Source organism: Sulfurimonas lithotrophica, from assembly GCF_009258225.1.
In the GTDB taxonomy this organism is placed as follows: Bacteria; Campylobacterota; Campylobacteria; order Campylobacterales; family Sulfurimonadaceae; genus Sulfurimonas; species Sulfurimonas lithotrophica.
Window position 1 is genome coordinate 713,608 of sequence record NZ_CP043617.1, and the last position, 26,988, is coordinate 740,595.

Here is a 26,988-nt window from a genome sequence, read left to right on the forward strand (position 1 = left end):
ATTAAAGGTTGATATATGAAAATTTTACTTTCATTAGTAATGTTGGTAGGTGCACTTTTTGCCAGTATAGATATAAATAATGCCGATGCAAAATCTTTGGCAAATTTAAAAGGTGTCGGAGCTAAAAAAGCTGAAGCTATAGTAGCATATAGAAATACAAACGGTTGTTTTTCTAAGCTAGAAGATTTAGCAAATGTAAAAGGCATCGGTTCTAAAACTATAGAAAAAAATAAAGCAGATTTAGTTTTAGGCGAGTGTAAAAAATAATTTCACAAGGGGATAGTTATCGATATTTCAGTTATTATCCCCACATACAACAGATATGAGCTTTTAAAAAGAGCTCTTAAGTCAGTGTTTTCCCAAAAACTTCTCCCTATTGAGGTTATTGTTATAGATGACGGGTCTAATGACAATACCTCAAAAATTCAAAATGACTTTCCACAAATAAAATATTTATATCAGCACAATAGAGGTGTTTCAAGTGCCAGAAATACAGGAATAAAAAAAGCTTCTTGTGAGTGGATAGCCTTTTTAGACTCAGATGATGAATGGCATCCTCAAAAACTACAAAAACAAGTGGAATTTCATAAAAATAATCCAAATATTTTGATGAGTTATACCGATGAATTGTGGATAAGAGACTCTAAAGAGCTAAAGGTGCCTAAAAAATTTCAAAAGCATGGTGGAGAGATTTTTGAGAAGTGTTTATCTCATTGTATTATAGCTCCTTCATCTGCTTTAGTTCATAAGAGTATGTTTGAGAGTATCGGTATATTTGATGAGAACTTGGAAGTTTGTGAAGATTATGATTTATGGCTTAGAGTTGCGTCTAAAGAAAAAATAGGTTTGGTAAATGAAAAACTGATTGTAAAATATGCAGGACATGAAAATCAGCTTAGTTTTAAACACTGGGGTATGGACAGATTTAGGGTTATTGCGTTAGAGAAGTTGTTAAATAGTGAGTTTAAAACTCAAGTGATTGAGCAACTTATAAAAAAGTATAACTTGCTGTTAAAAGGTGCTATTAAATATGATAGAATAGCAGACAAACAAATATATGAAAAAAGATTAAAAGAATTAGAAAATGAACTTAACTAAAGAAACCAAACTAACACTACTTTATATATCTATAGCTTTTTTATTCTCAGTGGGGATGAGAATGATTTGGATTTATCAGTTTAGCGGATATGAACCGTTTTTCTTTAACGATCAGTTTATGATAAATACAAATGACGGATATTATTTTGCAGAGGGTGCAAGAGATCTTATATCAGGTACATCTACAAATCATGTTGCTGAGAAGTTTTACGATAGATTTCATCAGTTAAATGATTTATCTCCTGTAAATAGTGCAGTTTCACAATTAACTGCTTTTTTTACTACTATATTACCATTTAGTTTTGAGAGCATTATTTTATATATTCCGGTATTTTTAAGCTCACTTATAGTTATACCGATTATTTTAATTGCCAAAAATCTTAAAAATTTAGAGATGGGATTTATTGGCGCACTTTTGGCATCTATAGCTTGGAGTTATTATAACCGTACTATGGTAGGGTATTATGATACAGACATGTTAAATATTGTATTGCCCACAGTATTGCTTTGGTCTATTATTTGGGCTATACAAACATATGAAAATAAATATCTTCTAATCACTGCATTAGATATTTTAGTGTATCGTTGGTGGTATCCGCAAAGCTATGCATTAGAGTTTGCATTTTTTGGACTTATCCTTTTTTATACACTTGTTTGGGATAGAAAAAATATATACAATTATAAACTATTGGCACTTATGATGTTTGCAATGTTAAATATAGATGGTTTTATAAGACTGCCAATAGTGATTTTTATGTATTATATTTTTAAAGATGAAAAATTTAATAAGTATGTTCTTTATATTTTAGGTTTATCTATAATAGCTTTTTTCATAACTGGAGGATTTAATCCTATATGGGATAGACTTCAACCTTATGTTTTTGGAAATAATGTAGATAAATTGAATGCTGGATTAGGACTTCATTTTTATGCAGTTTTGCAAACTGTTCGTGAAGCAGGTAAAATACCTTTTGAAACCTTTGCAAATCGTATTAGCGGGCATACAGTTACATTTATATTGTCATTTATAGGTTATGTATGGCTTGCATATAAACATAGAATAATGTTATTGGCTCTTCCAATGTTGGGACTTGGTTTTTTAGCATATGTAGGAGGACTTAGATTTACCGTTTACGCAGTACCTGTTTTGGCTCTAGGGATAGCATTCTTAATTACAGAAGGGTTGAGATATATAACCGATAAAAAAAGTGTACGCATATTATCTTACGTAATAATTGCTTCTGCGATTTTAATACCTAATATTAAACATATAGAATCTTATAGAGTTCCTACTGTTTTTAAAAAAGAGGAAGTAAAAGTTTTAGATAAACTAAAAACTATTGCAAGCAGAGAAGACTATGTAGTTACTTGGTGGGATTATGGATATCCTATAAGATATTATTCTGATGTTAAGACACTTGTAGATGGGGGAAAACATAGTGGTAGTGTAAATTTTCCTGTCAGTTTCATATTAACAAAACCACAAGATATATCATCAAAGATGGCAAGATTAGATGTTGAATATACTGAAAAGACTTTTAAATTCAAAAAAGAAAATTTAGAAGCTATAAAGGCTAAAAAGATAAAAGTATTTTCAAATATTGAACAAATGACAAAAGATTATGGATTTGACAATACAAATGATTTTTTATTCTCATTGGAGACCGATATAAAACTTCCTAAAAAAACTAGAGATATATATTTATATCTTCCATATAGAATGATGGATATATATCCTACCGTAAAAGTGTTTTCAAATTTGGATTTAATGAGTGGACAAAAATATAAACATCCGTTTTTTTATGTAACAAGAAATTTTAAAAAACAAAACGGTTTAATATATCTTGGAAATAATATTATTTTAAACTTAAAAGATTCTACTTTACAAATAGGGGATAATAAACAGCATATAAGAAGGTTTACTGCTACGGAATACGATAATAAACAAAAATTAAAAGTTCAAGAGAAACTTATAAATTTTGCATCTGATATAAGTGTAATATATATGAAAAACTATAATACTTTTTTAGTTATGGATGAACCTACGTATAACTCAACTTATATACAGCTTATGGTACTTGAAAAATATGATAAAAAGCTTTTTGAGGAAGTTATATTTACACCTCTAGTAAAGGTATATAAATTAAAAATTTAGATGAAGATACTATTAATACTTTTACTTTGTACATATATATGGTCAGATAAACCGAATCTTTTTTTACTTAATACTTATACTGATGATAAAAATATAAGTGGTTGGTATATGAGCGAAAAACTTGACGGTGTTAGAGCATACTGGGATGGTGAAAAATTAATATCAAGAGGCGGAAAAGTTTTTAATCCCCCTACTTTTTTTATAAAGAATTTTCCAAAACATAAGCTTGATGGTGAGCTGTGGAGCAAACGCAATGATTTTGAAAATATTAGCTCAATTGTAAAAACTAAAAAGTCAAATGAAAAATGGAAAGAGCTGACATACAATATATTTGAAGTCCCTAGTGCAAGAGGGAGTTTACTTCAGCGACTTTCAAACGTAAAAGAGACAAAATATTTAAAATTAATAAAGCAGATAAAAGTAAAAAATAAAGAGCATCTGAAAGAGTTTTTAAGCACTATAGAGAAACAGGGTGGAGAGGGTGTAGTTGTACGTGATGGAAGTTTGCCTTACTATACAGGTAGAGATAATAACTCTTTAAAAGTAAAAAGCTATCAAGATGCTGAGTGTAAAGTAGTTTCTTTTAATAATGGAAACGGTAAATATAAAAATAAACTAGGTTCATTAAACTGCAAGTTAAAGAGTGATAAAATCATAAAAATTGGATCTGGATTTAGTGATAAACAAAGAAAAAATCCTCCAAAGATTGGAAGTATAATAACTTTTAAGTATTACGGACTAACATCAAAAGGAAATCCAAAGTTTCCTGTATTTTTAAGACAAAGAGATAAGACTAAATGAACTACACAAATAATTATAATCCTACTATTTCAGATGCTGAGCTGTTTGAGAGTATTAAAAAAGAGCGTGAATATATAGGGTATTACAACTTAGTGCATCAAGATACATCAATTTTTAAAGAATATGCAAAGACCGTAAAACAAAAAGATATAGTAGTTATCGGTATTGGAGGAAGTACTCTAGGAACTTATGCAATTTACAAGTTTTTAAAACACTCTAAAACATTAGATAAAAAACTTCACTTTTTAGAGAGTACCGATCCTATTGAATTGAAGTCTAAAATAGATGCAATAGATATGAAAAATGCTTTGTTTATTGTTATTTCGAAAAGTGGTACGACGGTGGAGACAATATCGATATGGAAATATATAAACTCATTGATTAAATGCGATAAGTCAAATACGGTTGTGATAACTGAAAATGACTCAAAACTAAACGCTTATGCACAGACACACCAGATGCAGACATTTGAAATACCAAAAGATGTAGGTGGACGTTTTTCAGTTTTTTCTGCAGTCGGTTTACTTCCGTTAGCCGTAGTTGGATTGAATATAGATGTACTGATTGGCGGTGCTAAAGAGATTTATGAAGGTTTTTTTAGTGAAAATTCGTCATATGAAAGAATTTTAAAAAAAGCCAGATTCTTTGCAGAGTATAAAAACAGTTTTAATATAAATGTAGTTTTTTCTTACTCTTCCAGACTTGAAGGATTTAATAAATGGTATATTCAGTTATGGGGTGAGAGTTTAGGTAAGATAGATATAAATACAACTAAACAAGGTTTAACCCCGGTTGGAATTATAGGTCCGATAGACCAACACTCTTTTTTACAACTTATAGTAGAAGGTAAAAGAGATAAAACCGTAACGGTCGTTAAAGTAGATAATTTTGAAAACGATATGAAAATACCTGATGTAAAATTGGAAGGTTTAGAAGAACTTGCTTATCTGGAAAAGCTAGACTTTTCATATCTTATCAATGAACAAGCAGATGCAACTATACAAGCTATAAATGAGTTAGAAGATATCCCTTGCGATGTCATAACTTTGGAAACTGTTGATGAAAAAAATATAGCTGCTCTTATGTATGAATATGAACTTTTAACTTCTGTCGTAGCTAAATTCCTTCATATAAATGCTTATGACCAACCGGGTGTTGAAGCTGGAAAGATTATATTAAAAAATAAATTGAAGATAAAATAATAAAAATCAATAATTAATAAATATTTATAATTAAGCAGTAAGAAATTAATAAAAAGATATAATTTTCTACCTAAAAAAAGGACTATAAAAGTTTGATGATTAGAAAATGTTTGTTTCCTGCAGCGGGTTACGGTACACGCTTTTTACCTGCTACTAAAGCTACGCCAAAAGAGATGCTGCCCGTACTAACAAAACCACTTATTCAGTATGGTGTCGAAGAAGCACTTGAAGCAGGATTAGATACTATGGCCATTGTCACAGGTCGTGGTAAACGTGCAATAGAGGATCATTTTGACATAAGTTATGAACTAGAACATCAAATAAAAGGAACCTCAAAAGAACATTATCTGACAGAGATAAGGGATGTTATAACTAAATGTACATTTTCATACACACGTCAAGTAGAGATGAAAGGTCTGGGACACGCAATTTTAACCGGTGAAACACTAATCGGTAAAGAGAGTTTTGCGGTAATACTTGCAGATGATTTATGTGATAACGACTCTGAAGCAGGTGGTGTATTGTCTCAGATGATAAAAGTATACAATAAGTATAAATGCTCAATAGTAGCTATAGAAGAAGTTCACAAAAAAGATACAAATAAATATGGTGTTATAGACGGTGAAGAGATAGAAAACGGAGTTTTTAGAGTGTCAGATATGGTTGAAAAACCTGATCCAGAAAATGCACCTACAAACATGGCTATAATAGGCAGATATATACTAACTCAAGATATCTTTGATATATTAAAAGACACTAAACCTGGGAAAAGTGGGGAAGTGCAAATAACAGATGCACTTTTAGAACAAGCAAAACAAGGAAATGTTGTGGCATGTAAATTTAAGGGTAAGAGATTTGATTGTGGCAGCATAGATGGTTTTGTAGAAGCTACAAATTATTTTTATAATAGGGAATATAATGAATAAAATATGTGTAATAGGTTTGGGGTATGTTGGATTGCCATTAGCTCATGCATTTAGTGAAAAGTATGAAGTTGTAGGATTTGATATCGCACAGTGGCGTATAGATGAACTAAACAGTGGTTATGATAGAACTTTAGAACTCTCAAACGACCAAGTCAAGGAATCCTTAGATAATGGTATGAAGTTTTCTTTAAATATTAATGATATAAAAGATTGTAATATTTATATAATAACAGTACCTACACCTATTGATGAAAATAAAAGGCCTCTATTAACACCACTTATAAAAGCAAGTGAAACAGTTGGAAAAGTTCTTAAAAAAAATGATATCGTAATTTACGAATCAACAGTATATCCAGGTGCAACAGAAGAAGAATGTGTACCAGTTTTAGAAAGTGTTTCTGGACTTAAATTTAATGAAGATTTCTTTTGTGGTTATTCTCCAGAGCGAATTAATCCAGGTGATAAAGAACATACCGTAACAAAAATATTAAAAGTAACATCTGGAAGTACACCTGAAATCGGTAAAAAAGTGAATGAACTATATCAAAGTGTGATTACTGCTGGAACCCACCTTGCTCCAACAATGAAAGTTGCTGAAGCGGCAAAAGTTATTGAGAACACACAAAGAGATGTAAATATTGCTTTCGTTAATGAACTTGCATTGATTTTTAATAAATTAAATATAGATACAAATGATGTTCTTGAAGCTGCAGGAACAAAATGGAACTTTTTGAAATTTAAACCTGGTTTAGTCGGCGGACACTGTATAGGTGTTGATCCATATTATTTGGCACACAAAGCACAAGAAGTAGGATACAATCCGGAAATAATTTTAGCAGGACGTAGACTAAATGATAACATGGGGATTTATGTTGCCAATCAAGTTATAAAACTTATGATAAAAAATGGTTATAAAGTTGATGGTGCCAAAGTACTGGTTTTAGGAATTACTTTTAAAGAAAATTGTCCAGATATAAGAAATTCAAGAGTTATAGATATTATTAATGAACTTAAAGAATTTGGATGTGAGATTGATGTGTATGATCCATGGGCAGATAAACAAGAAGTTGAAAATGAATATGGAATTAAACTTATAGAATCATTAGATAAAAAAACATATGGAACAACGGTTGTAGCAGTTTCACATGATGAATTCAAAACCATTGATTTAGATAGTACAAAGAATGGTTCAGAAGCTATAGTATATGATTTAAAATCAATATATGATTATGATAAAGTAAACGGGAGATTATAATAATGCCAAATAGTAAAAATTTTGCACTCATAGGAGCTAGTGGATATATAGCTCCTAGACATATGAAAGCTATAAAAGAAACAGGGAATAATCTTGTAGCAGCACTTGATCCATATGATGGCATAGGGATTATGGATAGTAACTTTCCTCAGGCTAATTTTTTTACAGAATTTGAAAGATTTGATAGGTTTGTAGATAAATGGCATAGGAATGGAAATAAAAAGATAGAGTATATTGGTATAACTTCACCAAATTATTTGCATGATTCACATATACGTTTTGCACTTAAAAGTGGAGCAGATGCTATTTGTGAAAAACCACTTGTATTGAATCCTCACAATATTGATCAATTAAAAGTAATAGAGAATGAAACCGGTAAAAAAGTTTATAATATTTTACAACTTCGTTTACATCCTTCAATAATTGCACTTAAAGAAAAAGTTTCCAAAGAATTAAAAGAAAATCCAAATAAAATATATGATATTGATTTAACATATCTTACTTCTCGTGGTAAATGGTATTTTGTATCATGGAAAGGTAATGAAGATAAAAGTGGTGGTATAGCTTCAAATATTGGTGTTCACTTTTATGATATGTTATGTTGGATATTTGGCGATGTAGAAGAAAATATAGTTCATCTAAAAACACCGGATGCAAATGCAGGTAGCTTTAAACTAAAAAATGCAAATGTAAGGTGGTTTTTAAGTGTAAACTACGACTATATTCCAGAAGAAGTAAAACAAAGAGGACTTACAACTTTCCGCTCAATTACGGTTGATGGTAATGAAATAGAGTTTAGCGGAGGCTTTACGGACTTACATACTAGAAGTTATGAAGAGATTTTAGCCGGTAATGGTTTTGGTTTGGATGAAGCATATGGTTCTATCAGTACAGTAGCTACTATCAGAAATTCTGAAGCTATAGGTATGAAAGGCGATTATCATCCATTTGTTAAGAAGGTGCTTGTATAAATGTCTGAATTTTTTTCACATGAATCATCTTTTGTAGATGATAATGTAAGTATAGGAAAAGGTACTAAAATTTGGCATTTTTCACATGTTTTATCAGGAACAACTATAGGTAAAAACTGCTCATTTGGACAAAACTGTGTAGTGGGGCCTAAAGTTAATATTGGAAACGGTGTAAAAGTTCAAAACAATATTTCTATTTATGAGGGTGTAGAAGTTGAAGATGATGTATTTCTTGGACCATCTATGGTATTTACCAATGTTATAAATCCAAGAGCATTTATTGTAAGACGAGATGAATTTAAAAAAACACTTTTAAAATGTGGTTGCTCTGTAGGAGCAAATGCTACTATTGTATGTGGTACAACAATAGGAGAATATGCACTTATAGGAAGTGGAGCAGTCGTAAATAAAGATGTGAAACCATATGCACTTATGGTAGGTGTGCCTGCAAAACAGATAGGCTGGGTAGGAATATCCGGAAATACCTTAGAATTTGATAATAATCAAGCTGAAGACGAATATGCTACATATAAACTTGTTAATGATAATCTAGAGGTTATAAAAAAATGAAGATAGACTTCGCAAACTTACAATATCAACACGAATTATATAATAATGAAATTGAAGAGGCTATATTAAATGTAGCAAGAAATTGTAACTTCATTATGGGTAGTGAAGTACAAGAACTAGAAAAAAGCTTAGAAGATTTTACAGGTGCTAAATATGCTATTTCTTGTAGTAGCGGAACTGATGCGTTGATATTAGCTATGATGGCACTAGATATAAAACCTGGCGATGAGATCATAACTACACCTTTTACATTTATAGCTACTGCTGAGACTATTGCACTTTTGGGTGCGACTCCAGTATTTGTAGATATAGATGAAAAAACATACAATATTGACACATCTAAAATAGAAGAAAAGATCACGCCAAAAACCAAAGCAATCATCCCTGTAAGTCTTTACGGACAACCAGCAGATATGGAAGCTATACAAACAATAGCTGATAATCATAACTTGAAAATTATTATAGATGGTGCTCAAAGTTTTGGAAGTACATTTAACGGTAAAACTGATAGTAATTTAGGTGATATTTCTACTACATCTTTTTTCCCGGCTAAACCTTTAGGATGTTACGGTGATGGTGGTGCAGTTTTTACTAACGATGAAAAACTAGCTACTAAAATGAAACAACTTCGTGTTCATGGACAAAATGAACGATACTACCATAAATATATTGGTATAGGTGGAAGACTTGACACTATCCAAGCTGCAGTTTTAAATGTAAAGTTAAAATACTATAAAAAAGATTTATCTTTAAGACAAGAAGTCGCTGTTAAATATACTAAATCTTTAGAAAAGAAAAATGATATAGTCCTTCCATATGTAGATGATAAAGCAACATCAGCGTGGGCACAATATTCTGTTAGAGTAAAAAACCGTGATTCTCTTCAAACTAAGTTAAAAGAAGTAGGAATTCCAACTGCTGTTCATTATCCAATGCCTTTACATCTTCAAGAGTGCTTTGAATATTTAGGGTATAAAAAAGGTGATTTTCCTATATCCGAAGTTGTATCAAATGAAATAATGAGTCTACCTATGAATCCATATATTTCTAATGAAGATATTAGCTATATTTCAAAGGAACTAATATGATAGATAAAAAAAAACTAACACATTTAAAACAGCTTGAAGCAGAATCTATTCATATAATGCGTGAAGTTATAGCTGAGTTTCAAAATCCTGCTATGCTTTACAGTGTAGGTAAGGATAGTTCTGTAATGCTACATTTATTACAAAAAGCATTCTATCCTGCACCACCACCGTTACCGCTTGTACATGTTGATACAAAATGGAAATTTAAAGAGATGATAGAATTTCGTGATCGTAGAGCAAAAGAGGTTGGAATGGAACTGATAGTTTATTCAAATCCTAAAGGTGAAGAGATGGATATATCACCTTTTAAACATGGCTCAGCTCTTCATACTGATGTAATGAAAACTGAAGGACTAAAGCAGATGCTTGATATTCAAAAGTTTGATGCTGTTTTTGGCGGGGCAAGGCGTGATGAGGAAAAGTCTCGTGCAAAAGAGCGTATATACTCATTTCGTGATGAAAATCATAGATGGGATCCAAAAAACCAAAGACCAGAACTTTGGAATATTTATAATGGCAGACATACTAAAGGTGAGTCTATTCGTGTATTTCCTTTAAGTAACTGGACAGAGTTAGATATATGGCAATATATATATTTGGAGTCTATCCCTATTCCTGATTTGTATTTTTCAAAAAAACGTCCTGTAGTTGAATATATGGGCACTAAAATCCTTGTTGATGATGAACGTATGCCAAAAGAATTGGCAGATACTGCAAAGATGGAAGATGTAAGATTCCGTACTCTTGGTTGTTATCCATTAACAGGTGCAGTAAACTCTGAAGCTTCAACATTACCTGAAATTATTCAAGAAATGTTAGTATGTACGACAAGTGAGCGTCAAGGTCGTTTGATAGACAGTGATGGTGATGCTTCTATGGAGAAGAAAAAACAAGAGGGGTATTTTTAATGGCTCATCAGTCAGACTTAATAGCAACAGATATTGAAAAATATCTACATGAACATGAAAATAAAGAGATATTACGTTTTATAACTTGTGGAAGTGTAGATGATGGGAAAAGTACTTTAATCGGTAGGCTTCTTTACGATTCTAAAATGATATTTGAAGATCAACTAAGTGCAATAGAGAAAGATTCAAAAAAGAGTGGTACAACAGGTGATAAAATAGACTTGGCACTTTTAGTCGATGGGCTGGCTTCTGAGAGAGAACAAGGTATTACGATAGATGTAGCATACAGGTTTTTCTCAACCGATAAAAGAAAATTTATAATAGCGGATACTCCGGGGCATGAACAATACACTAGAAATATGGCAACAGGTGCTTCTATGGCAGATGTTGCAATCATACTTATAGATGCAAGACAAGGTGTTCTTACTCAAACAAAACGTCACTCATATATATCTTCTCTTTTGGGTATTAAAAATATTATTGTAGCTATAAACAAAATGGACTTAGTTGATTTCTCACAAGAGAGATTTGAAGAGATTAAGTCTGATTACGAAAAAGTCATACCAAATCTACCACATCATCAGGATATAGGATTTACATATATTCCTATATCTGCATTAGACGGTGATAATATTGTCAGTATATCTGAAAAATCATCTTGGTATGATGGGAAACCATTGATGGAACTTTTAGATACTATAGAAGTTAATAAAAAAGAAAGTAAACATTTTAGACTTCCGGTTCAATATGTTAATCGTCCACATCTTAATTTTAGAGGTTTTTGTGGAACAATTGCTAGTGGTGAAATAAGTGTAGGTGATAAGATAACAGTACTACCTTCAAGAAAAACTTCCAAAGTAAAATCTATAGTATCTAATGATGTTAAAGAACTCAGACCAAAAACTAAAGATGAGGAAGTTGAATCTATTGACAGAGCATTCGCGCCTATGGCAACAACTCTTACTCTTGAGGATGAGATAGATATAAGCCGTGGTGATATGATAGTGAAAACTTCAGATATTCCAGATGTATCTAATAAGTTTAGTGTTATGTTAGTTTGGATGAGTGAAAAACCTATGTTATTAAACTCAAATTATATTATAAAAAGAGCTACCTCTGTTATAAATGGATCGTTTAAATCAGTAGAGTATAAAAAAGATATAAACACATTCGATGAATTAGGTTCAGCTACTTTAGAATTAAATGATATAGCAAAATGTACATTGTCATTAGATAGAAAAATAGCAGTAGATCCATATAATGAAAATCGCTATACGGGAAGTTTTATAATTATAGACAGGTACACAAACAATACGGTCGGTGCCGGTATGATAAACTCATCAATCATAAATGATTCTATGGATGATGAAGTATCTCAAAAAGAATATACTGAAGCTGAGAAAGAGTTAAATGCTTACATTAGAAAAAACTTCCCGGAATGGGAATGTAAGGCAATATTTTAATGTATAAGGATACAAATAAACGCTCAATTGCCAAAGGGGTAAGTTGGCGTTTTTTTGCTACAACAACTACTATTATTATTGTATATGTGTTTTTTGGACGACTTGATTTAGCTATTGCTGCAGGTTTACTTGAGACAGTAGCTAAGATTGGTCTTTACTGGGCACATGAAAGAGCTTGGTTTAAAATAAAATGGGGTCGTAAAAAGATTGAACCATTCAACATTTGGTTTACTGGACTTCCACTTTCTGGAAAAACAACAATAGCTGATGCTGTTTATAAAGAGTTAGAAAAGTTAGATATTCCAATAGAGAGAATAGATTCAAAAGATATTAGAGATATTGCTCCAAATATAGGGTTTAGTAGAGAAGACAGAAATAGGCATATGCACCGTATTGGTCATCTTATAAAAACACTTCAGAATAATTCTGTTTCAACAGTTGCATCATTTGTAAGTCCATATCGAGAATCTCGTAAAGCTATCCGCGATATGGTTAAAAATAATGTTGTGGTATATGTTAAAGCAGATATTGAAACTTGTAAAGTACGTGATTATAAAGGTGTTTACAAAAAAGCAATTAGTGGTGAACTGAAAAACTTTTCAGGTGTAAACGATGTTTATGAAGAACCACAACATGCTGAAATAATAATAAATACGGACAATACAAGTGTAGAAGAAGCTACGATAATTATTGTTAAATATATAAAGAAGAACTATGTCAAGTAATGAAAATATAGTATGGCATAATCACCATGTAAGTAAAGAAGAACGAAGTCAGTTGAAAATACAAAAGCCTTGTATACTTTGGTTTACAGGACTTAGTGGAAGTGGAAAATCAACTGTTGCAAATGCAGTAGAAACTAAACTTTTAGAATTAGGAAAGCATACTTATTTACTAGATGGTGATAATATCCGCATGGGATTAAATCGTGGTCTAACTTTTTCAGATAAAGACAGAGTGGAAAATATTCGTCGTATTGGAGAGGTGGCAAAACTATTTGTAGATAGTGGTATAATAGTTTTGAGTGCTTTTATATCACCATTTTTAGATGATAGACAACAGGTTAGAAATCTTGTTCAAGACGGGGAATTTATAGAAATATTTGTAGATACTCCACTGGATATTTGTGAAAAGCGTGATCCAAAAGGACTTTACAAAAAAGCTAGAAACGGTGTGATTCGAAATTTTACAGGTATAAGCTCACCCTACGAAGCTCCAGAAAATGCTGAAATACATTTAATCAATGATAATATAAGTATAGAAGAGGCTGCTTCTAAAGTAGTTGACTACTTAAAAGAAAAAGGTTATTTAGATGCTTAACACAATAAACATAGATGAAATTAAAAAAATAGCTTTAGAGGCAGGTGAAGCTATTATGAAAATATATAATAAAGACTTTTCTGTAGAATATAAAGATGATAAATCACCACTAACTGAGGCAGATTTAAAATCAAATGACATAATATGTACCAAACTACAAGAACTTTACCCTAATATTCCTATTATGTCTGAAGAGAATAAGCAAGTAGAATATGAACTTAGAAAAAACTGGGAATATTACTGGTGCATCGATCCAATAGATGGAACTAAAGAGTTTATTAAAAAGAATGATGAGTTTACTGTTAATATAGCACTTATAGAAAAGAGTATTCCTGTTTTAGGTGTAGTATATGCTCCTGCAATTAATGAGATGTATAGCGCAAAGAAGAATCAAGGTGCTTTTAAAAATGGAGAAAAACTTCCTTTATACATAAATAAAACTCCAGAAGAAAAATTAAGTGTCGTTGCTTCAAAGTCACATCTTTCAGTTGAAACTCAAGAATTTATATACTCGTTAGAAACGAATAAAATAGAACAAGTTTCAAAGGGGAGTTCTCTTAAATTATGTATGGTGGCTGAAGGGATAGCAGATATTTATCCAAGACTTGCTCCAACAATGGAGTGGGATACAGCAGCTGCTGATGCCATAGTTAGAGAGAGTGGAAAAATGACTTATCAGTTTAATAATAAGATACCTGTAACTTATAATAAAGAAAATTTATTAAATCCTTGGTTTATAGTACAATAACAGATAGTTTTGAAAAATTATATAAATGGAACAACATGTCAAATAAAATAAAACTAAAAGATATAAAGATATTTTCTATAATTTGGATAATTATATTTAGTTCAATATTTTTTTATCAATTTGTAAAATATAATGAAGTTATAAGAACAATACTAATTACTATAATATTATTAACTTTAGTATTGCTTTTTAAACCAACGGTATTAGTAAAACCATACCTTATATGGATTAAAGTTGGTGAATTTATAGGTAATATAATATCAAAAGTAATAATGACAGTTTTATATTTTGGATTATTTACACCTGTTTCTATAATACTTAAAGTACTCGGTAAAGATTTATTAAGAAAAAAAATGAATAATGATGAATCTACATATTGGATACAAAGAGAAACTCAACCACAATCAATGAAAAATCAATTTTAGGAATAATTAAATGTCAATGTTAAAAGAACTATGGGCTTTTATGAAGGTAAGAAAAAAGTTTTGGTTAGCACCAATAATTGTGATTATGCTTGGTCTGGGTGCTTTAATCGTATTATCTCAGGGTAGTGCAGTTGCTCCTTTTATATATACTTTATTTTAGGAAGTATTTATGTATATACTAGGGATATCATCTTATTATCATGATAGCGGTGTAGCACTAATAAAAGATGAAAATATTATTGCAGCTGTCCATGAAGAACGGTTTACAAGGATAAAACAAGATGATTCTTTTCCAAAAGAGTCAATTAAGTATTGTTTAAAAGAAGCAGGAATCAACTTAGAAGATATAGATTATATAGCTTTTTATGATAAACCCTTTATAAAATTTGAAAGGTTACTTGAAACATATTTAACAGAAGCTCCAAGAGGTTTTCAATCATTTTTAATGTCTATGCCTGTATGGTTGAAAGATAAGCTGTTTTTAAAAGAAACATTAGCTCGAGAGTTTAAAGTTTTATTTGAGGAATTAAATCCAGATTGTACTGAAAAGCAATCAAAAGAGTTTAAGTCAAAAGTAATAGAAAAATTTATGTTTGGAGAACATCATCAAAGTCATGCAGCAAGTGCTTTTTATCCTAGTTCTTATGAAGATGCTGCAATTTTAACTATCGATGGAGTTGGAGAGTGGGCTACAACTTCATTAGCATATGGTAATGAAAATAAAATAGAGTTTCTAAAAGAGATTCATTTCCCACATTCATTAGGCCTTTTATACTCAGCATTTACTTATTACACTGGATTTAAAGTAAATAGTGGTGAATATAAAGTAATGGGATTGGCTCCTTATGGAGAACCAAAGTATTCTAAGCTTATTAAAGAGAATATACTTGATATTAAAGATGATGGTTCTTTTAAGCTTAATATGAGCTATTTTAATTACACAACTGGTTTAACAATGACTAGTGAAAAATTTCATAAGTTATTTGGTGCACCTCCAAGAGAAAGGGAAGGGGAACTGTCTCAAAGAGAGATGGATTTGGCAGCTTCAATTCAAGATGTTACAGAAGAGATAATGATAAAACTTGCTCGTCATGCGAAAGAAGTTACAGGAAGTAAAAATCTATGTTTGGCTGGTGGAGTAGCACTAAACTGTGTTGGAAACGGAAAAATATTAAAAGAAGGTATTTTTGATAATATTTGGATTCAACCTGCTGCAGGTGATGCAGGTGGAGCACTTGGCGGTGCATATTCTGTTTATTATCAAGAGTTAGATAATAAAAGAACTATTAATACAGAGGATATAGATAAAATGCAAGGTTCATATTTAGGACCTAAATTTTCAAATACTGAAATTAAAGTATATTTAGATAGCGTAAATGCTAAATATGAGCTAATTGAAGATGAAAATAAACTACTTGATATTGTTTCAAATGAACTTGTTAATGAGAAAGTAATTGGATGGCATTATGATAGAATGGAATATGGGCCAAGGTCATTAGGACATAGAAGTATAATAGGTGATGCAAGAAGTAAAAAAATGCAAGAGACAATGAATCTGAAAATTAAGTATAGAGAGAGTTTTAGACCTTTTGCTCCATCTGTTTTAAGAGAAAAAGTAAATGAATGGTATGAATTAGATACAGATAGTCCATATATGCTCTTAGTTGCACCTGTTAAAAAAGAGAAATGTTTTGAAATGACAGAAGAACAAAAAAAACTTTTTGGTATTGAAAAATTAAATGTTCCAAGAAGTGAAATACCTGCAGTTACACATATAGATTACAGTGCAAGAATTCAAACTGTACATAAAGAAACAAACCCTAGATATCATAAACTTATTTCTAAGTTCGAACAAAAAACAGCTTGTGCAACAATAGTAAACACATCGTTTAATGTTAGAGGTGAACCAATAGTATGTACACCGGAAGATAGTTATAGATGTTTTATGAGAACAGAAATGGACATTCTCGTTATTGATGATTTTATCCTATATAAAAATGCTCAACCGAAATTTGAAGATAAAGGAAACTGGCAAGATGAATTTGAATTGGATTAATATGTTCAAAATGCAATATTTTAAAATTATTTTTTATAATCTGTTAATATTTTTCATTCTCTATATTGCTGTTGCATACTATTTTTATAATAAATTAGATCAAAATGTAAAAGTTGTAAATAGAACTTATAACAGTAATAATATTCGAGCTTCATACCCTACATATAGTAATTTAGATAAACAAACTGCTATAAAGATATTTGATGAATATGCAGCTCCAAAATCAAGTTACGAACCGTTTATAGCATACAGACGTCAAATGTATAACGGAACAGTAGTCAATATTGATAACAATGGATTTAGAAAATCTACTAATCATAGTTTAAATGATTCTACTTGGTTTTTTGGTGGGTCTACTATGTGGGGAACGGGAGCAACAGATGAGACAACCATTCCCTCATTTTTTGCTAAATATACAGGCGAAAAAGTACTGAACCTTGGAGAAAGTGGATATACATCTTTTCAAGAATTTATTAATTTGCAGTTAATGTTATTAAGGGGGTATAAGCCAAAAAGGGTCTTTTTTTATGATGGTCAAAATGATGGATATAGATATTGTCAAAAAAACGAACCAGTACCTTCTCATGCTTATTACTCTAGATATCTACAAATGATAAATAGTTATCCAAGAATGAAAAAACAGTTAAATAATATGTCACAAAATAAAAATAGAATGCTTCAAGAAACTTCTTTTTTTAAATATGTAGATATTAAAATGAATGGACTTTTTTCAAAAATTGCCAGCTTTATGTATTCACCGTTTTCTTATTTTTTTAAAAATCAAAATCCTTCAAGAGCATACAAAAGCTTATCATTTAATTCAGATAAATCTTTTAAAGATTTTTCAAAAGAAAATGATTATTTAATATGTAGTAAAGAAGAGAATGCAAGACGAGCTGCTAAAGTAACAGTTTTTTCATGGTTAAATGCATATAAGCTTTTAAAAGATGAAGGAATACACGTAGGATTTATATTACAACCAACAGCAGTATATAATCCAAGTAGATATGAATTAGATTATATAATAAATGAAACAAAGCAAAGAATAGTAGACGAAGCTGATAACTATACAGTTTACTATGATGTCCTTAGAGATGAGTGGAATAAACAGTGTAGTGCTTATGGAATATGTGATTCTTTAATAGACTTAAGTGGTGCTTTTTTTGATAATGAAAATCCGATATTTGTAGACGCATGTCACGTCGCACCTATTGGTAATGAAATAGTTGCAAAAAAACTTATTAAATATATAAAAGAATGAGTCTAAAATTTAATTTAGTAAAGCTGTTTCCTGCTAACAAGTCAGGATTATTTATAACTAAGAATAATATGCTAGAATTCACGTTTTAAGAGAAGGATTATTTAAATGAAAATATGTATGATTATACCACCTAAATATGGGGATCAATATGTTAGAAGAGAGGCTAAAGATGCTAGTTATTCTATTGATCCGTTTATGCCATATACTCAACCTCTTCACTATGCACTTATACAAAGAGAATTAAATGATATTGAAATAAATATAATAGACGCACAACTAGATCATTTAAGCAATAAAGAAGTATTAGATAAACTTGATAGTATTAATCCAGATATAGTTATAACATATTTATCTTGGACATGTATCCCCCATGATAGAGTTTTAGCTGAAAGTAAGTATCCTACAATTGCAATTATTTTACAACAAAGAATAGACCAACTAGAAGCTTGTGAAATATATAAACTAAAAAGTAAGTATATATTGTATAAAGAGTTGGAAGCACCACTTATTGAAGCGTTAAAAGAGTTTCAGGAAAAAGGTGATATAGAAACAGCTAATGGTGTAATTGTAAATAGTAATGGTACATATAAATTGTTGGCTCCACCAAAAGCATATCATTTAAGTGATCTTCCTAAACCAGATTTTGAAGCATTTCGATTTTCTGACTATATAAAACTAAGAGAAGATATATCACCTGATATGAGAGCTAGAACAGCACACTTAAGTACTATGAAAAATTGTCCTTTTGGTTGTTCTTTTTGTGGAAGTTCAAATGATGGAAGTAAGGTTGAATATCAAACAGCTGAGCAGGTAGTAGATCAATTAAAATATTTACATGACACTTATAATATAAATGTTTTTATTTTATCTTGTAATGTATTTACGACTAATAAAAAGAGAGCTAGAAAAATAGCCCAAGGTATTATTGAATCTGGAATGAAAATAAAATACAGTATAAATGACCGTGTTGGAAACTGGGATAAAGATTTAGCAGACTTATTGGCAAAATCAGGATGTTATGAAGTAAGATGTGGTGTTGAAGCAGTTGATCCAAAGGTTCAAAAAGTTCTTAATAAACCTTGGGATGTGGAGAAGTTAAAAGAACAATTCAAGATTATTCATGATGCTGGAATTAGGGTTAGTACATGTTTTACAACAGGTGTACCTGGTGAAACAAAACAATCTTTAGATATGAATGCAAAATTTATTAGTGATATAGATGCCGATGGTTTTACAACAAGTCCTCTTTTTATTATGCCTGCTTCACCTTTATATTATAAGTTAAAATCAGAGAAGAAACTTTTAACAATGGACTGGCATAAATACCATGAACTTAAAGAACTTGTATATGTTAATGAAACTTACGACAATATGGAGGAGATACTTTCTGCAGAAAGATATATGAAAAGAAAAGTATATCTATATAATATGCAAAGGTTTGATAGAGGAATTAACTATGTTTTTAAAAATGTAGCTAAATATCTTGCGACATTTGATTCTCTTAAAAAAATTGTTATGTCCATAATCCCAAAACGTACAATAGGAGTTTTAAAAAATAAACTATATTATAAGCAGAGATAGAGGAATTGAATCAGTATATATATAATTTTGCAAATAGATTAGTTAACAGTTTTAGCTCTATTGTATTTGTCATAATTTTAGGTAATACTCTTTCTCAAGAAGAGGTTGGAATATACTCTCTCGTATTATTGGCATCTGCTTATGCAATCTCTCTTTTAACATTGAAAATAAATCCTAGTATCATTCAGAGACTGAATGATACTAAAAACAAAAACTTATTAAACCAATATTTTACTGCAGGATTAATAAGTACACTTGCTTTTTCTGTTTTAATTGTATCTATTTATTATACGTTCTCTAACATGATTATGGATGGTTTTAATTTAGAAAATAAAAATTTTATATATCTTGCTTCATTTCTTGCTTTTACACTAACTATAAGAGGATATGTAGATCATATTTTAATGTCTTTATTACAAAACAAGTATCTTTTTTTTATATCTTCAATAGCTTTTGTAGTTAATATTATCTCTTATTTTATACTAGCCAATATTTACAGTTCCAGTATTGAAGTTGCTATTTATTCTATTTATATAGCAAATATATTATATGTTGTTATGGGAATATTCAAAATATTTCAGTATTACAAATTTTTAATAGATAAAAATATTTTATTATGTATTAAATCTATTATGACATTCTCTTTCATAGTATATTTTGTATCATTAGCAGATTTTATGAATAGCAATATAGCACTTTTAATAATTAATCAGCATTTAGGCAAAGAAGATGTGGCAGTTTATAATTATGCCATTAAGATTGCAATGTTGTTCCTAATAATTGGGGCAAGTATTTCAAATGTTAATTATCCTAAAATGACAAAACTATTCAGTGAAAATAAAATTGATGAAATATCAAACCTTTTAACTGTTACATTGAAAATGAACTTTTATTTTATTTTAATATGTTCAATTATTTTTTTAAGTATATCAAATGAAATAATAGCTTTGATTTTGCCTCCTGAATATCAGAGTATGGTTGAATTGTTGTTTATTATATTGCCTGGAATAGTTCTTTTTTCTGGTTTTATGGCTATTAAGTCGTTGTTTAATGCACTTAATATGCCATCAGTCGGATTACTGATAGTATGGGGCTCATTGATACTAAATGTTATTTTTTCTCTAATACTAGTTCCAAAGTACGGACTATATGGTGGTGCAGTGAGTACAATAATTTCTTTTTTATTCAATCCATTGTGTATTATTTTTCTAATAAGAATCAAGACAGATTTTGTTATTGATTTTAGTTTTTTATATTTTATATTTCCATTCTATTTAATAAGTGTTTATTTAGTTTACCAGTTTCAGAGTGAAATAGGTATAAAGCTCGTTATAAGTATGGTTTTTATATTATTTGCCTCTCTTATAACAAACCCTATAAAAATATATAGAAGGTATAAAAAATAATGGATAAGGCAAGGATATATAGTTTACTTAAGTCAAATTTTAATTATGTTACTCAAAATGGTTATGAAGGGTATGACCCAAAAATATTTGATTATATGCCATTCTCATCCAAAACATCTTTTAAACCAACATTTAAGAATAAAGTTCTAAGAAGACTTGAAATTGAAATTTTTAGAAGAAAGTTTCCAAATTTATTAATTCCGTACTTAAATTTATGTAACATTAATGCTAAAACAACAATTCCATATGGGTTGGGTGTTTTTATGCAGTGTTATGCTCAAATGTATCGTGTAGAGAAAAACATTGAATTTTTGAATGAAGCAAAAAAAGTTGCTTCTATCGCTTCTGATATGTTAATACCAGTCAAAGGAGGATTAGGTATACCTAATCCTTCAAATGGTAAAGAAGTTAAATACGGTGATGGCATATTTAATGATTCAACTGCATTTTTACCTGGTGGAAGTGAAGTTTTTTTTGGCTTTTATAATTTATATAATATAACGAATGACAAGTCGTATTTCCAATTTTGTCAACAAATTGCAGATGGGTTTATTAATGCATTCACACTTAAACATGTTAGCGAAGAAAAATGGGTGTTTGATTATTCAAATAAGGGTGACAATTCACATGTATTAAATGCTAATGCACTAGGAATGTCATGTTTGGCATTGATGTATAAAGAAACAAAAGATGAAAAATATAAAAACATAGTGGAAAAGTTGTATAATTATTTAGAACCATATATGCATTATGAAAATATTCCTTATGCAGGAATAGAAGATAAGAAAAGTAATAAATCTTGGTTTGGTTGTGATGCATATCACACTGGCTTTACACTGAGAGGAATGTATGAAACTGCTGATATCTTGAACTATGACAAAACTCATATTATAAAACAGATAAAACAAATGATTATGGATTTTGTTATTGATGATAAGATAATAGTTTATAAAGGAATAGGACAAAAAGGTTTACATCAAGATATTCATGCTTTATCTGAATACATACGAATTTTTTCTACATTTTATGATTTTTTTGATGAATCAGAAAAAAATCTGTATAAAGACTTGGTAATGAAAAATATAAATGATTTTATATTACCTGATGAAAGTTCCTACTATTATACTGTTAATAGAAATAAGAAGTTCTATTTATATATGCCAAGATGGAGTCACGGACCGATGATGAATGCACTTAGCTTACTATATGACAAAATTTAAACTATGAAAAAATATATTAACTTTATTTTATTTAAAATTTTAAACTTTATCTCTCCAATAATAAGAATATGGGAATCAATATTAATAAAAAAATATAGTGTTTTGCCACTCAAGCATGAACCTGTATTTATAGTTGGTGCACCAAGAACTGGTAGTACAATTTTGTATCAAGTCTTGACGAATGAACTAGATAGTATCTATATTAATAATTTGACTTGTAAATTTTTTAGAAATTCTTTTTTTGGAATGTGGTTAAGTTCTAAGTTCTATAGATATAAAGCCCACAATACTTTTAATTCAAAATATGGAGATACTAATGGTCTAAACTCACCAAGTGAATGTGGACAATTTTGGTACAGATGGCTTCCAAAAGATATTTATTTTTTAAAAGCATCAGATATAAAAGATGAAATAAGAAATGAAATTAGAGATGAAGTTACTGCAATAATAAACTATCATGATAAACCATTAATAATAAAAAATTTAGGTATGGGTCAAAGACTGGACCTATTAAAGGATGTTTTTCCAAATGCAAAAATAATATATATTGATAGGAACCCAATACTTACAGCACAGTCTATTTTAAAGGCAAGATTAAAACAAGACTATCCTGAAAACAAGATATGGAGTATAAAACCAAAAAATTATCTTATATTAGAATCTTATTCTTTACATAGTCAAATAATAGGACAAATATATTATCTACAAAAGCAGATTTTAGAAGATTTAGGTAAGTTTTCTAATACATTTCAGTTAAATTATTCGGATCTAAATGATAAAATAAAATTAATCAGTTGTAAAAAATTTATTACAAGTAAGAATAGAGATAATTATGAAGATTCAGTTATAAACAATAAAGAAAAATTAACATTAAATTTAAATGAAATAAATATATTAGAATCAGAGATAAAAAAATATGATTGGACAAACTATGATAAATAAAGAACTTTATAAAAAATTTTGTGATAGTGAACCAATACCTATATTTAGCCAATATTGGTGGTTAGATAGTGTATGCGGCAGTGATGGTTGGGATGTGCTTTTAGTAGTTAAAGGTAATGATATATGGGCTTCTATGCCTTACTATAAAACTAAGAGAGGTTTTTTTGATATTATAACTATGCCTACACTAACCCAAAATATGGGAATATATGTTAAATATCCTCAAAATCAAAAAAGTCATAAAAAAATATCTTGGGAAAATGAAATGACGAAAAAGTTATTTGATAAGTTACCAAAGTTTGACAGCTATTTATGTAACTTTCATTATAATGTTTCTAATTGGATGGAATTATATTGGAATAATTTTAACTGTACAACACATTACACATATGTAATCAATGACTTAGATAATTTAGATGAAGTTTACAATAATTTTGACAAAAGCTATAGAAATAAGATTGCCAATGCAAAAAAGAAAGTAGAAGTAAAAACAGGGATGAATATATCCGACTTTTTTGATATAAATAAGATGACTTTTGAAAGGCAAAATATTGACATACCATATAGCTTAAATTTTTTAGAAAAACATGATTATGCATTAGCTAAAAATAATGCAAGAGAAATTTTTTATGCAGTTGATGAATTAAATAATATTCATTCTGCACTATATCTTACATGGGATAAAAAATCATCATATGTACATATGGTTGGTGAAGACCCTGAATTAAGGAATAGTGCAGCTGGACTACTGTTGATTTGGGAAGCTATAAAATACACAAAAGAAGTATTGGGTTTAAATATATTTGACTTTGAAGGAAGTATGCTTAAAAACGTAGAACAAGTAAGGAGAAAATTTGGTGCTACACAGACACAATATTTTTCAATAAGTAAGGTAAACTCTAAAACAATAAAATTTAAAAACTTTTTTAAAGATATCGTAAAATGATTAAAATAACAATTCCTGATGATAATTTTGCTGAAAGAAAATATATATTAGATATTATTTTTAATGAGTTCTTGGGATTAAGTTATGACCTCAAAATAGATAAGTTATGCAAATTTTGGGAAATAGAAATCGAGAATGGTTTTAAACTGATTTTTGAAGATCATTTTTTTAAAAAATATCCAAAAAACTTAGAATATTTAAAATTTGAGAATATACAGCAAAAACCAAGTTTTGTAAACAATAAGTTTATTAACAAAGACAATATACCTGTTATATATGGAAATGATAAGTTAGAAGTTACAAATAAGGAAATTATTTCCGGAATTGATATATTTGCATCATCTTTTTTTATGTTAAGCAGATGGGAAGAATATGTTAATAAGACAAGGGATGAACATAACAGATTTTCAGCATATGATAGCCTGGCTTATAAAAATGATTTTTTGGAAAGAGCAATTGTAGATGAGTATGTCGATATGCTAAAAAATATGTTATTAGAACTTGGATTAACAAGCGAAATAATTACATCTAAAAATGAACTTTTCTTAACTCATGATGTAGATGAGATTTATAAATGGCAAAACTGGAAACATGTATTAAAAGTTTTTTTAGGAGATATACTTAAAAGAAAAAATATTTTTCTGTCTTTAGAAAGAATAGCAGAATATTACCTAGTAAAACGTGGAAAAATAAAAGACCCTTTTTACACATTCGATTGGTTAATGGACCAAAGTGAAATTAAAGGATTAAAAAGTAGGTTTTACTTTATGAGTGGTGGAAATTCTAAGTTTGATAATAGGTATTCGATTAATGAGCAGAAATCTTTAGGATTGATAGAGAACATTAAAAAAAGAGACCATATCATTGGAATTCATCCATCTTATAATGCTTATAATAATTTAGAACAATTAAAAAAAGAAATAGATTTATTACATAAAGCCACAAATAAGCAAGTTGAAGAAGGTAGAGAACATTATTTAAGATTTGAAGTCCCTACAACATGGCAAATATGGGAAGATGCCGGTTTGAAACTAGATAGTACTTGCGGATATGCGGACCATATAGGTTTTCGTTGTGGAACTGGAAAGGAATTCAGTGTATTCAATATTATTACAAGAGAAAAACTAAGTCTAAAAGAAAGACCGTTAATTGTTATGGATGGAAGCTTGTTTTCATACCAAAAAATTAACTACGCAGATGCATATGAAAAAATAAAAGAAATGAGCTCTGCTAGTTCTTATACTGTTCTGTGGCATAACTCATATACTGAGCATTTTAAATTTTACAAAAAACATTTGAGTGAAATATGATAATAAATAGAAGTAAATTTGACATTCTGTTTTCATTTGTCTTTTTATTTTCATTTGTATACTATTTATTTTTAAATATTAGTCAACCTGATAAAGGTTCAGTAGCCCTTACAACTTTAGTATTTACATTTGCAATAGGAATAATATTTTTAATTTATAGAATAATATCTTCTAAAAAAATATCCATTAAGTATAGTGGACTAATAATAGGGTTATGGTTTACGTATTTTTTATTAAAGATTATATATGATTTAGGTGTAAACCATATACATGATCAAATGACTAGTACTAGTGGTGGTGTTTTATTGTTTTATTTGTTGGGTGTAGTATTTGCTACAATATTAGATACAATTTTAAAATATAAATATAGGAAAAGAAATTCACTACTTACATATTTATACATTTTATTATATATATTAATTGGAATTTTTATTGTAAGTATCTCATTAAAATTTTCCGAAATATCTGTTGTTTCCTATAGTGGTACATTAAACTACATTCCTGAATATGAAGGTCTATATCAAAGGCCGGCAGATTTTTTAGCAATATCTTTTGTTATATTATCCTTACTTTTAATAATCATTTTAGAGGATAAAAAAAAATCATTCGTTCTTTTTAATATATTTATATATATTTTTTTAATAATCTTGGGGATATATTCCTTACAGTTACTAAATTCAAACAAAATCGTTCCCTTGTTACTGATTCAATTGTTATTAATGATAATAGTATTTAATAGAAACATTTTTAATAATTTAAATATTTTATTAACAAAGAGAAGACATGTAAAGATAAAAATATTATTATTTAATAAAACAATAATAAAGAAAACTTTAAAATATTTTACTGTCAGTATAGTATTAATTGCTATGTTTTTAATACTAAGTAGCTTGGCTGATTATGATTTGTTAAAATTCAGAGTTTTTTCAATAATGGATTCAGAACAAGGTGGTTCATTAATAAATCGTTTTAAAACCTATAAATTTTTTTATGACCAGTTTAATTATTCACCTATTTTTGGAACTTTGGAGATAAAAGATATTATAGGTGGAAAAAATACACACTCTTTTGTTTTGGAAATACTTGTTAATACAGGAGTTATAGGTTTTTTATTAATCTTTTCTTATATGGGTTCTATAGTAATAGAACAAATTAATAAAAAATATGAACAGAAAGATATTTTAGTGTTAAAAAAAGATTTTTTTAGCTTTATATATTTATGGGTTGTTTTTGTCTTGGCATGTTTCTCTGTTGGTATAAATTGGCCACCAATATGGTTTATGTTTGGATTGGTATCTCCACCTTTTAAGCTCAAATGACAAGTGTTTTATATAAA

Annotated in this window: 26 protein-coding genes; all 26 read left to right on the plus strand. The window is 29.3% G+C overall.

Translation table 11 applies throughout. The features are described 5' to 3' along the window. Positions 1-15: 15 nt before the first annotated feature. The 26 genes from FJR48_RS03680 to FJR48_RS03800 all read left to right on the plus strand — a co-directional run bounded on the left by FJR48_RS03680 (position 16) and on the right by FJR48_RS03800 (position 26,971). Positions 16-267, plus strand: a complete 252-nt coding sequence (locus tag FJR48_RS03680; RefSeq protein ID WP_152306809.1) for a ComEA family DNA-binding protein — start codon at positions 16-18, stop codon at positions 265-267. Between the two features lie 36 nt (positions 268-303). Beyond that, positions 304-1,098: a glycosyltransferase family 2 protein gene (locus FJR48_RS03685; RefSeq protein WP_241856175.1), complete on the plus strand. Its 795-nt coding sequence runs from the start codon at positions 304-306 to the stop codon at positions 1,096-1,098. Beyond that, the gene (locus FJR48_RS03690) at positions 1,085-3,253 is read left to right on the plus strand and encodes an STT3 domain-containing protein (protein ID WP_152306811.1); all 2,169 of its coding nucleotides are present in this window, start codon (positions 1,085-1,087) and stop codon (positions 3,251-3,253) included. The genes FJR48_RS03685 and FJR48_RS03690 overlap by 14 nt, the downstream gene beginning before the upstream one ends. Continuing rightward, positions 3,254-4,054: a DNA ligase gene (locus tag FJR48_RS03695; protein ID WP_152306812.1), complete on the plus strand. Its 801-nt coding sequence runs from the start codon at positions 3,254-3,256 to the stop codon at positions 4,052-4,054. It abuts the gene before it with no gap. Further along, a complete protein-coding gene (locus tag FJR48_RS03700) occupies positions 4,051-5,256 on the plus strand; it encodes a glucose-6-phosphate isomerase (protein WP_152306813.1) in 1,206 nt (401 codons plus the stop codon). Before FJR48_RS03695 ends, FJR48_RS03700 begins: the two co-directional genes overlap by 4 nt. Before the next feature lie 95 nt (positions 5,257-5,351). Next, positions 5,352-6,182 carry a UTP--glucose-1-phosphate uridylyltransferase GalU gene (galU, locus tag FJR48_RS03705; RefSeq protein ID WP_152306814.1) on the plus strand — a complete coding sequence of 277 codons (831 nt, stop codon included), beginning with the start codon at positions 5,352-5,354 and terminating at the stop codon, positions 6,180-6,182. Further along, entirely contained in the window at positions 6,175-7,437 is a 1,263-nt protein-coding gene (locus FJR48_RS03710; RefSeq protein ID WP_152306815.1) for a nucleotide sugar dehydrogenase, read from the plus strand. Before galU ends, FJR48_RS03710 begins: the two co-directional genes overlap by 8 nt. A 2-nt stretch (positions 7,438-7,439) precedes the next feature. Further along, positions 7,440-8,408: a Gfo/Idh/MocA family protein gene (locus FJR48_RS03715; protein ID WP_152306816.1), complete on the plus strand. Its 969-nt coding sequence runs from the start codon at positions 7,440-7,442 to the stop codon at positions 8,406-8,408. Beyond that, on the plus strand, positions 8,409-8,978 hold the full coding sequence (locus FJR48_RS03720) for an acyltransferase (RefSeq protein ID WP_152306817.1): 570 nt from the start codon (positions 8,409-8,411) through the stop codon (positions 8,976-8,978). Further along, positions 8,975-10,066 carry a DegT/DnrJ/EryC1/StrS family aminotransferase gene (locus FJR48_RS03725; RefSeq protein WP_152306818.1) on the plus strand — a complete coding sequence of 364 codons (1,092 nt, stop codon included), beginning with the start codon at positions 8,975-8,977 and terminating at the stop codon, positions 10,064-10,066. The genes FJR48_RS03720 and FJR48_RS03725 overlap by 4 nt, the downstream gene beginning before the upstream one ends. Further along, complete coding sequence (cysD, locus tag FJR48_RS03730; RefSeq protein ID WP_152306819.1) at positions 10,063-10,974, plus strand: sulfate adenylyltransferase subunit CysD; 912 nt, start codon at positions 10,063-10,065, stop codon at positions 10,972-10,974. The genes FJR48_RS03725 and cysD overlap by 4 nt, the downstream gene beginning before the upstream one ends. Continuing rightward, positions 10,974-12,437 (plus strand): sulfate adenylyltransferase subunit CysN, encoded by a 1,464-nt coding sequence (cysN, locus tag FJR48_RS03735; protein ID WP_152306820.1) that lies wholly within the window; start codon positions 10,974-10,976, stop codon positions 12,435-12,437. The genes cysD and cysN overlap by 1 nt, the downstream gene beginning before the upstream one ends. Beyond that, complete coding sequence (gene cysC / locus FJR48_RS03740) at positions 12,437-13,162, plus strand: adenylyl-sulfate kinase (protein ID WP_152306821.1); 726 nt, start codon at positions 12,437-12,439, stop codon at positions 13,160-13,162. Before cysN ends, cysC (FJR48_RS03740) begins: the two co-directional genes overlap by 1 nt. Further along, positions 13,152-13,757 carry an adenylyl-sulfate kinase gene (cysC, locus tag FJR48_RS03745; RefSeq protein ID WP_152306822.1) on the plus strand — a complete coding sequence of 202 codons (606 nt, stop codon included), beginning with the start codon at positions 13,152-13,154 and terminating at the stop codon, positions 13,755-13,757. The genes cysC (FJR48_RS03740) and cysC (FJR48_RS03745) overlap by 11 nt, the downstream gene beginning before the upstream one ends. After that, complete coding sequence (gene cysQ / locus FJR48_RS03750; protein ID WP_152306823.1) at positions 13,750-14,505, plus strand: 3'(2'),5'-bisphosphate nucleotidase CysQ; 756 nt, start codon at positions 13,750-13,752, stop codon at positions 14,503-14,505. The genes cysC (FJR48_RS03745) and cysQ overlap by 8 nt, the downstream gene beginning before the upstream one ends. A gap of 35 nt (positions 14,506-14,540) precedes the next feature. Beyond that, the gene (locus FJR48_RS03755; RefSeq protein WP_152306824.1) at positions 14,541-14,930 is read left to right on the plus strand and encodes an SxtJ family membrane protein; all 390 of its coding nucleotides are present in this window, start codon (positions 14,541-14,543) and stop codon (positions 14,928-14,930) included. 10 nt (positions 14,931-14,940) lie between these two features. Beyond that, positions 14,941-15,090: a DUF5989 family protein gene (locus FJR48_RS12160; protein ID WP_188108616.1), complete on the plus strand. Its 150-nt coding sequence runs from the start codon at positions 14,941-14,943 to the stop codon at positions 15,088-15,090. Between the two features lie 9 nt (positions 15,091-15,099). Beyond that, on the plus strand, positions 15,100-16,986 hold the full coding sequence (locus FJR48_RS03760; RefSeq protein ID WP_152306825.1) for a carbamoyltransferase family protein: 1,887 nt from the start codon (positions 15,100-15,102) through the stop codon (positions 16,984-16,986). Between the two features lies 1 nt (position 16,987). Further along, entirely contained in the window at positions 16,988-18,247 is a 1,260-nt protein-coding gene (locus FJR48_RS03765; RefSeq protein WP_188108617.1) for an SGNH/GDSL hydrolase family protein, read from the plus strand. Between the two features lie 105 nt (positions 18,248-18,352). Continuing rightward, positions 18,353-19,828, plus strand: coding sequence for a B12-binding domain-containing radical SAM protein (locus FJR48_RS03770; RefSeq protein WP_152306827.1), 1,476 nt, complete (start codon positions 18,353-18,355; stop codon positions 19,826-19,828). Between the two features lie 5 nt (positions 19,829-19,833). Then, positions 19,834-21,234 (plus strand): oligosaccharide flippase family protein, encoded by a 1,401-nt coding sequence (locus tag FJR48_RS03775; RefSeq protein ID WP_188108618.1) that lies wholly within the window; start codon positions 19,834-19,836, stop codon positions 21,232-21,234. Next, the gene (locus FJR48_RS03780; RefSeq protein ID WP_152306829.1) at positions 21,234-22,454 is read left to right on the plus strand and encodes a glycoside hydrolase family 76 protein; all 1,221 of its coding nucleotides are present in this window, start codon (positions 21,234-21,236) and stop codon (positions 22,452-22,454) included. Before FJR48_RS03775 ends, FJR48_RS03780 begins: the two co-directional genes overlap by 1 nt. A gap of 3 nt (positions 22,455-22,457) precedes the next feature. After that, positions 22,458-23,396, plus strand: coding sequence for a sulfotransferase (locus FJR48_RS03785; protein WP_152306830.1), 939 nt, complete (start codon positions 22,458-22,460; stop codon positions 23,394-23,396). Next, entirely contained in the window at positions 23,386-24,342 is a 957-nt protein-coding gene (locus FJR48_RS03790; RefSeq protein ID WP_188108619.1) for a GNAT family N-acetyltransferase, read from the plus strand. The genes FJR48_RS03785 and FJR48_RS03790 overlap by 11 nt, the downstream gene beginning before the upstream one ends. Further along, positions 24,339-25,652 carry a polysaccharide deacetylase family protein gene (locus FJR48_RS03795; RefSeq protein ID WP_152306832.1) on the plus strand — a complete coding sequence of 438 codons (1,314 nt, stop codon included), beginning with the start codon at positions 24,339-24,341 and terminating at the stop codon, positions 25,650-25,652. The genes FJR48_RS03790 and FJR48_RS03795 overlap by 4 nt, the downstream gene beginning before the upstream one ends. Then, positions 25,649-26,971, plus strand: coding sequence for an O-antigen ligase family protein (locus tag FJR48_RS03800; RefSeq protein ID WP_152306833.1), 1,323 nt, complete (start codon positions 25,649-25,651; stop codon positions 26,969-26,971). The genes FJR48_RS03795 and FJR48_RS03800 overlap by 4 nt, the downstream gene beginning before the upstream one ends. Positions 26,972-26,988 lie beyond the last annotated feature (17 nt).

Excerpts from the sequence above, each read along its gene's own strand:
- FJR48_RS03680 (WP_152306809.1), top strand. The coding sequence starts at position 16 with ATGAAAATTTTACTTTCATTAGTAATGTTGGTAGGTGCACTTTTTGCC.
- FJR48_RS03690 (WP_152306811.1), top strand. The coding sequence starts at position 1,085 with ATGAACTTAACTAAAGAAACCAAACTAACACTACTTTATATATCTATA.
- FJR48_RS03695 (WP_152306812.1), top strand. The coding sequence starts at position 3,254 with ATGAAGATACTATTAATACTTTTACTTTGTACATATATATGGTCAGAT.
- FJR48_RS03700 (WP_152306813.1), top strand. The coding sequence starts at position 4,051 with ATGAACTACACAAATAATTATAATCCTACTATTTCAGATGCTGAGCTG.
- galU (WP_152306814.1), top strand. The coding sequence starts at position 5,352 with ATGATTAGAAAATGTTTGTTTCCTGCAGCGGGTTACGGTACACGCTTT.
- FJR48_RS03710 (WP_152306815.1), top strand. The coding sequence starts at position 6,175 with ATGAATAAAATATGTGTAATAGGTTTGGGGTATGTTGGATTGCCATTA.
- FJR48_RS03715 (WP_152306816.1), top strand. The coding sequence starts at position 7,440 with ATGCCAAATAGTAAAAATTTTGCACTCATAGGAGCTAGTGGATATATA.
- FJR48_RS03720 (WP_152306817.1), top strand. The coding sequence starts at position 8,409 with ATGTCTGAATTTTTTTCACATGAATCATCTTTTGTAGATGATAATGTA.
- FJR48_RS03725 (WP_152306818.1), top strand. The coding sequence starts at position 8,975 with ATGAAGATAGACTTCGCAAACTTACAATATCAACACGAATTATATAAT.
- cysD (WP_152306819.1), top strand. The coding sequence starts at position 10,063 with ATGATAGATAAAAAAAAACTAACACATTTAAAACAGCTTGAAGCAGAA.
- cysN (WP_152306820.1), top strand. The coding sequence starts at position 10,974 with ATGGCTCATCAGTCAGACTTAATAGCAACAGATATTGAAAAATATCTA.
- cysC (WP_152306821.1), top strand. The coding sequence starts at position 12,437 with ATGTATAAGGATACAAATAAACGCTCAATTGCCAAAGGGGTAAGTTGG.
- cysC (WP_152306822.1), top strand. The coding sequence starts at position 13,152 with ATGTCAAGTAATGAAAATATAGTATGGCATAATCACCATGTAAGTAAA.
- cysQ (WP_152306823.1), top strand. The coding sequence starts at position 13,750 with ATGCTTAACACAATAAACATAGATGAAATTAAAAAAATAGCTTTAGAG.
- FJR48_RS03755 (WP_152306824.1), top strand. The coding sequence starts at position 14,541 with ATGTCAAATAAAATAAAACTAAAAGATATAAAGATATTTTCTATAATT.
- FJR48_RS12160 (WP_188108616.1), top strand. The coding sequence starts at position 14,941 with ATGTCAATGTTAAAAGAACTATGGGCTTTTATGAAGGTAAGAAAAAAG.
- FJR48_RS03760 (WP_152306825.1), top strand. The coding sequence starts at position 15,100 with ATGTATATACTAGGGATATCATCTTATTATCATGATAGCGGTGTAGCA.
- FJR48_RS03765 (WP_188108617.1), top strand. The coding sequence starts at position 16,988 with ATGTTCAAAATGCAATATTTTAAAATTATTTTTTATAATCTGTTAATA.
- FJR48_RS03770 (WP_152306827.1), top strand. The coding sequence starts at position 18,353 with ATGAAAATATGTATGATTATACCACCTAAATATGGGGATCAATATGTT.
- FJR48_RS03780 (WP_152306829.1), top strand. The coding sequence starts at position 21,234 with ATGGATAAGGCAAGGATATATAGTTTACTTAAGTCAAATTTTAATTAT.
- FJR48_RS03785 (WP_152306830.1), top strand. The coding sequence starts at position 22,458 with ATGAAAAAATATATTAACTTTATTTTATTTAAAATTTTAAACTTTATC.
- FJR48_RS03790 (WP_188108619.1), top strand. The coding sequence starts at position 23,386 with ATGATAAATAAAGAACTTTATAAAAAATTTTGTGATAGTGAACCAATA.
- FJR48_RS03795 (WP_152306832.1), top strand. The coding sequence starts at position 24,339 with ATGATTAAAATAACAATTCCTGATGATAATTTTGCTGAAAGAAAATAT.
- FJR48_RS03800 (WP_152306833.1), top strand. The coding sequence starts at position 25,649 with ATGATAATAAATAGAAGTAAATTTGACATTCTGTTTTCATTTGTCTTT.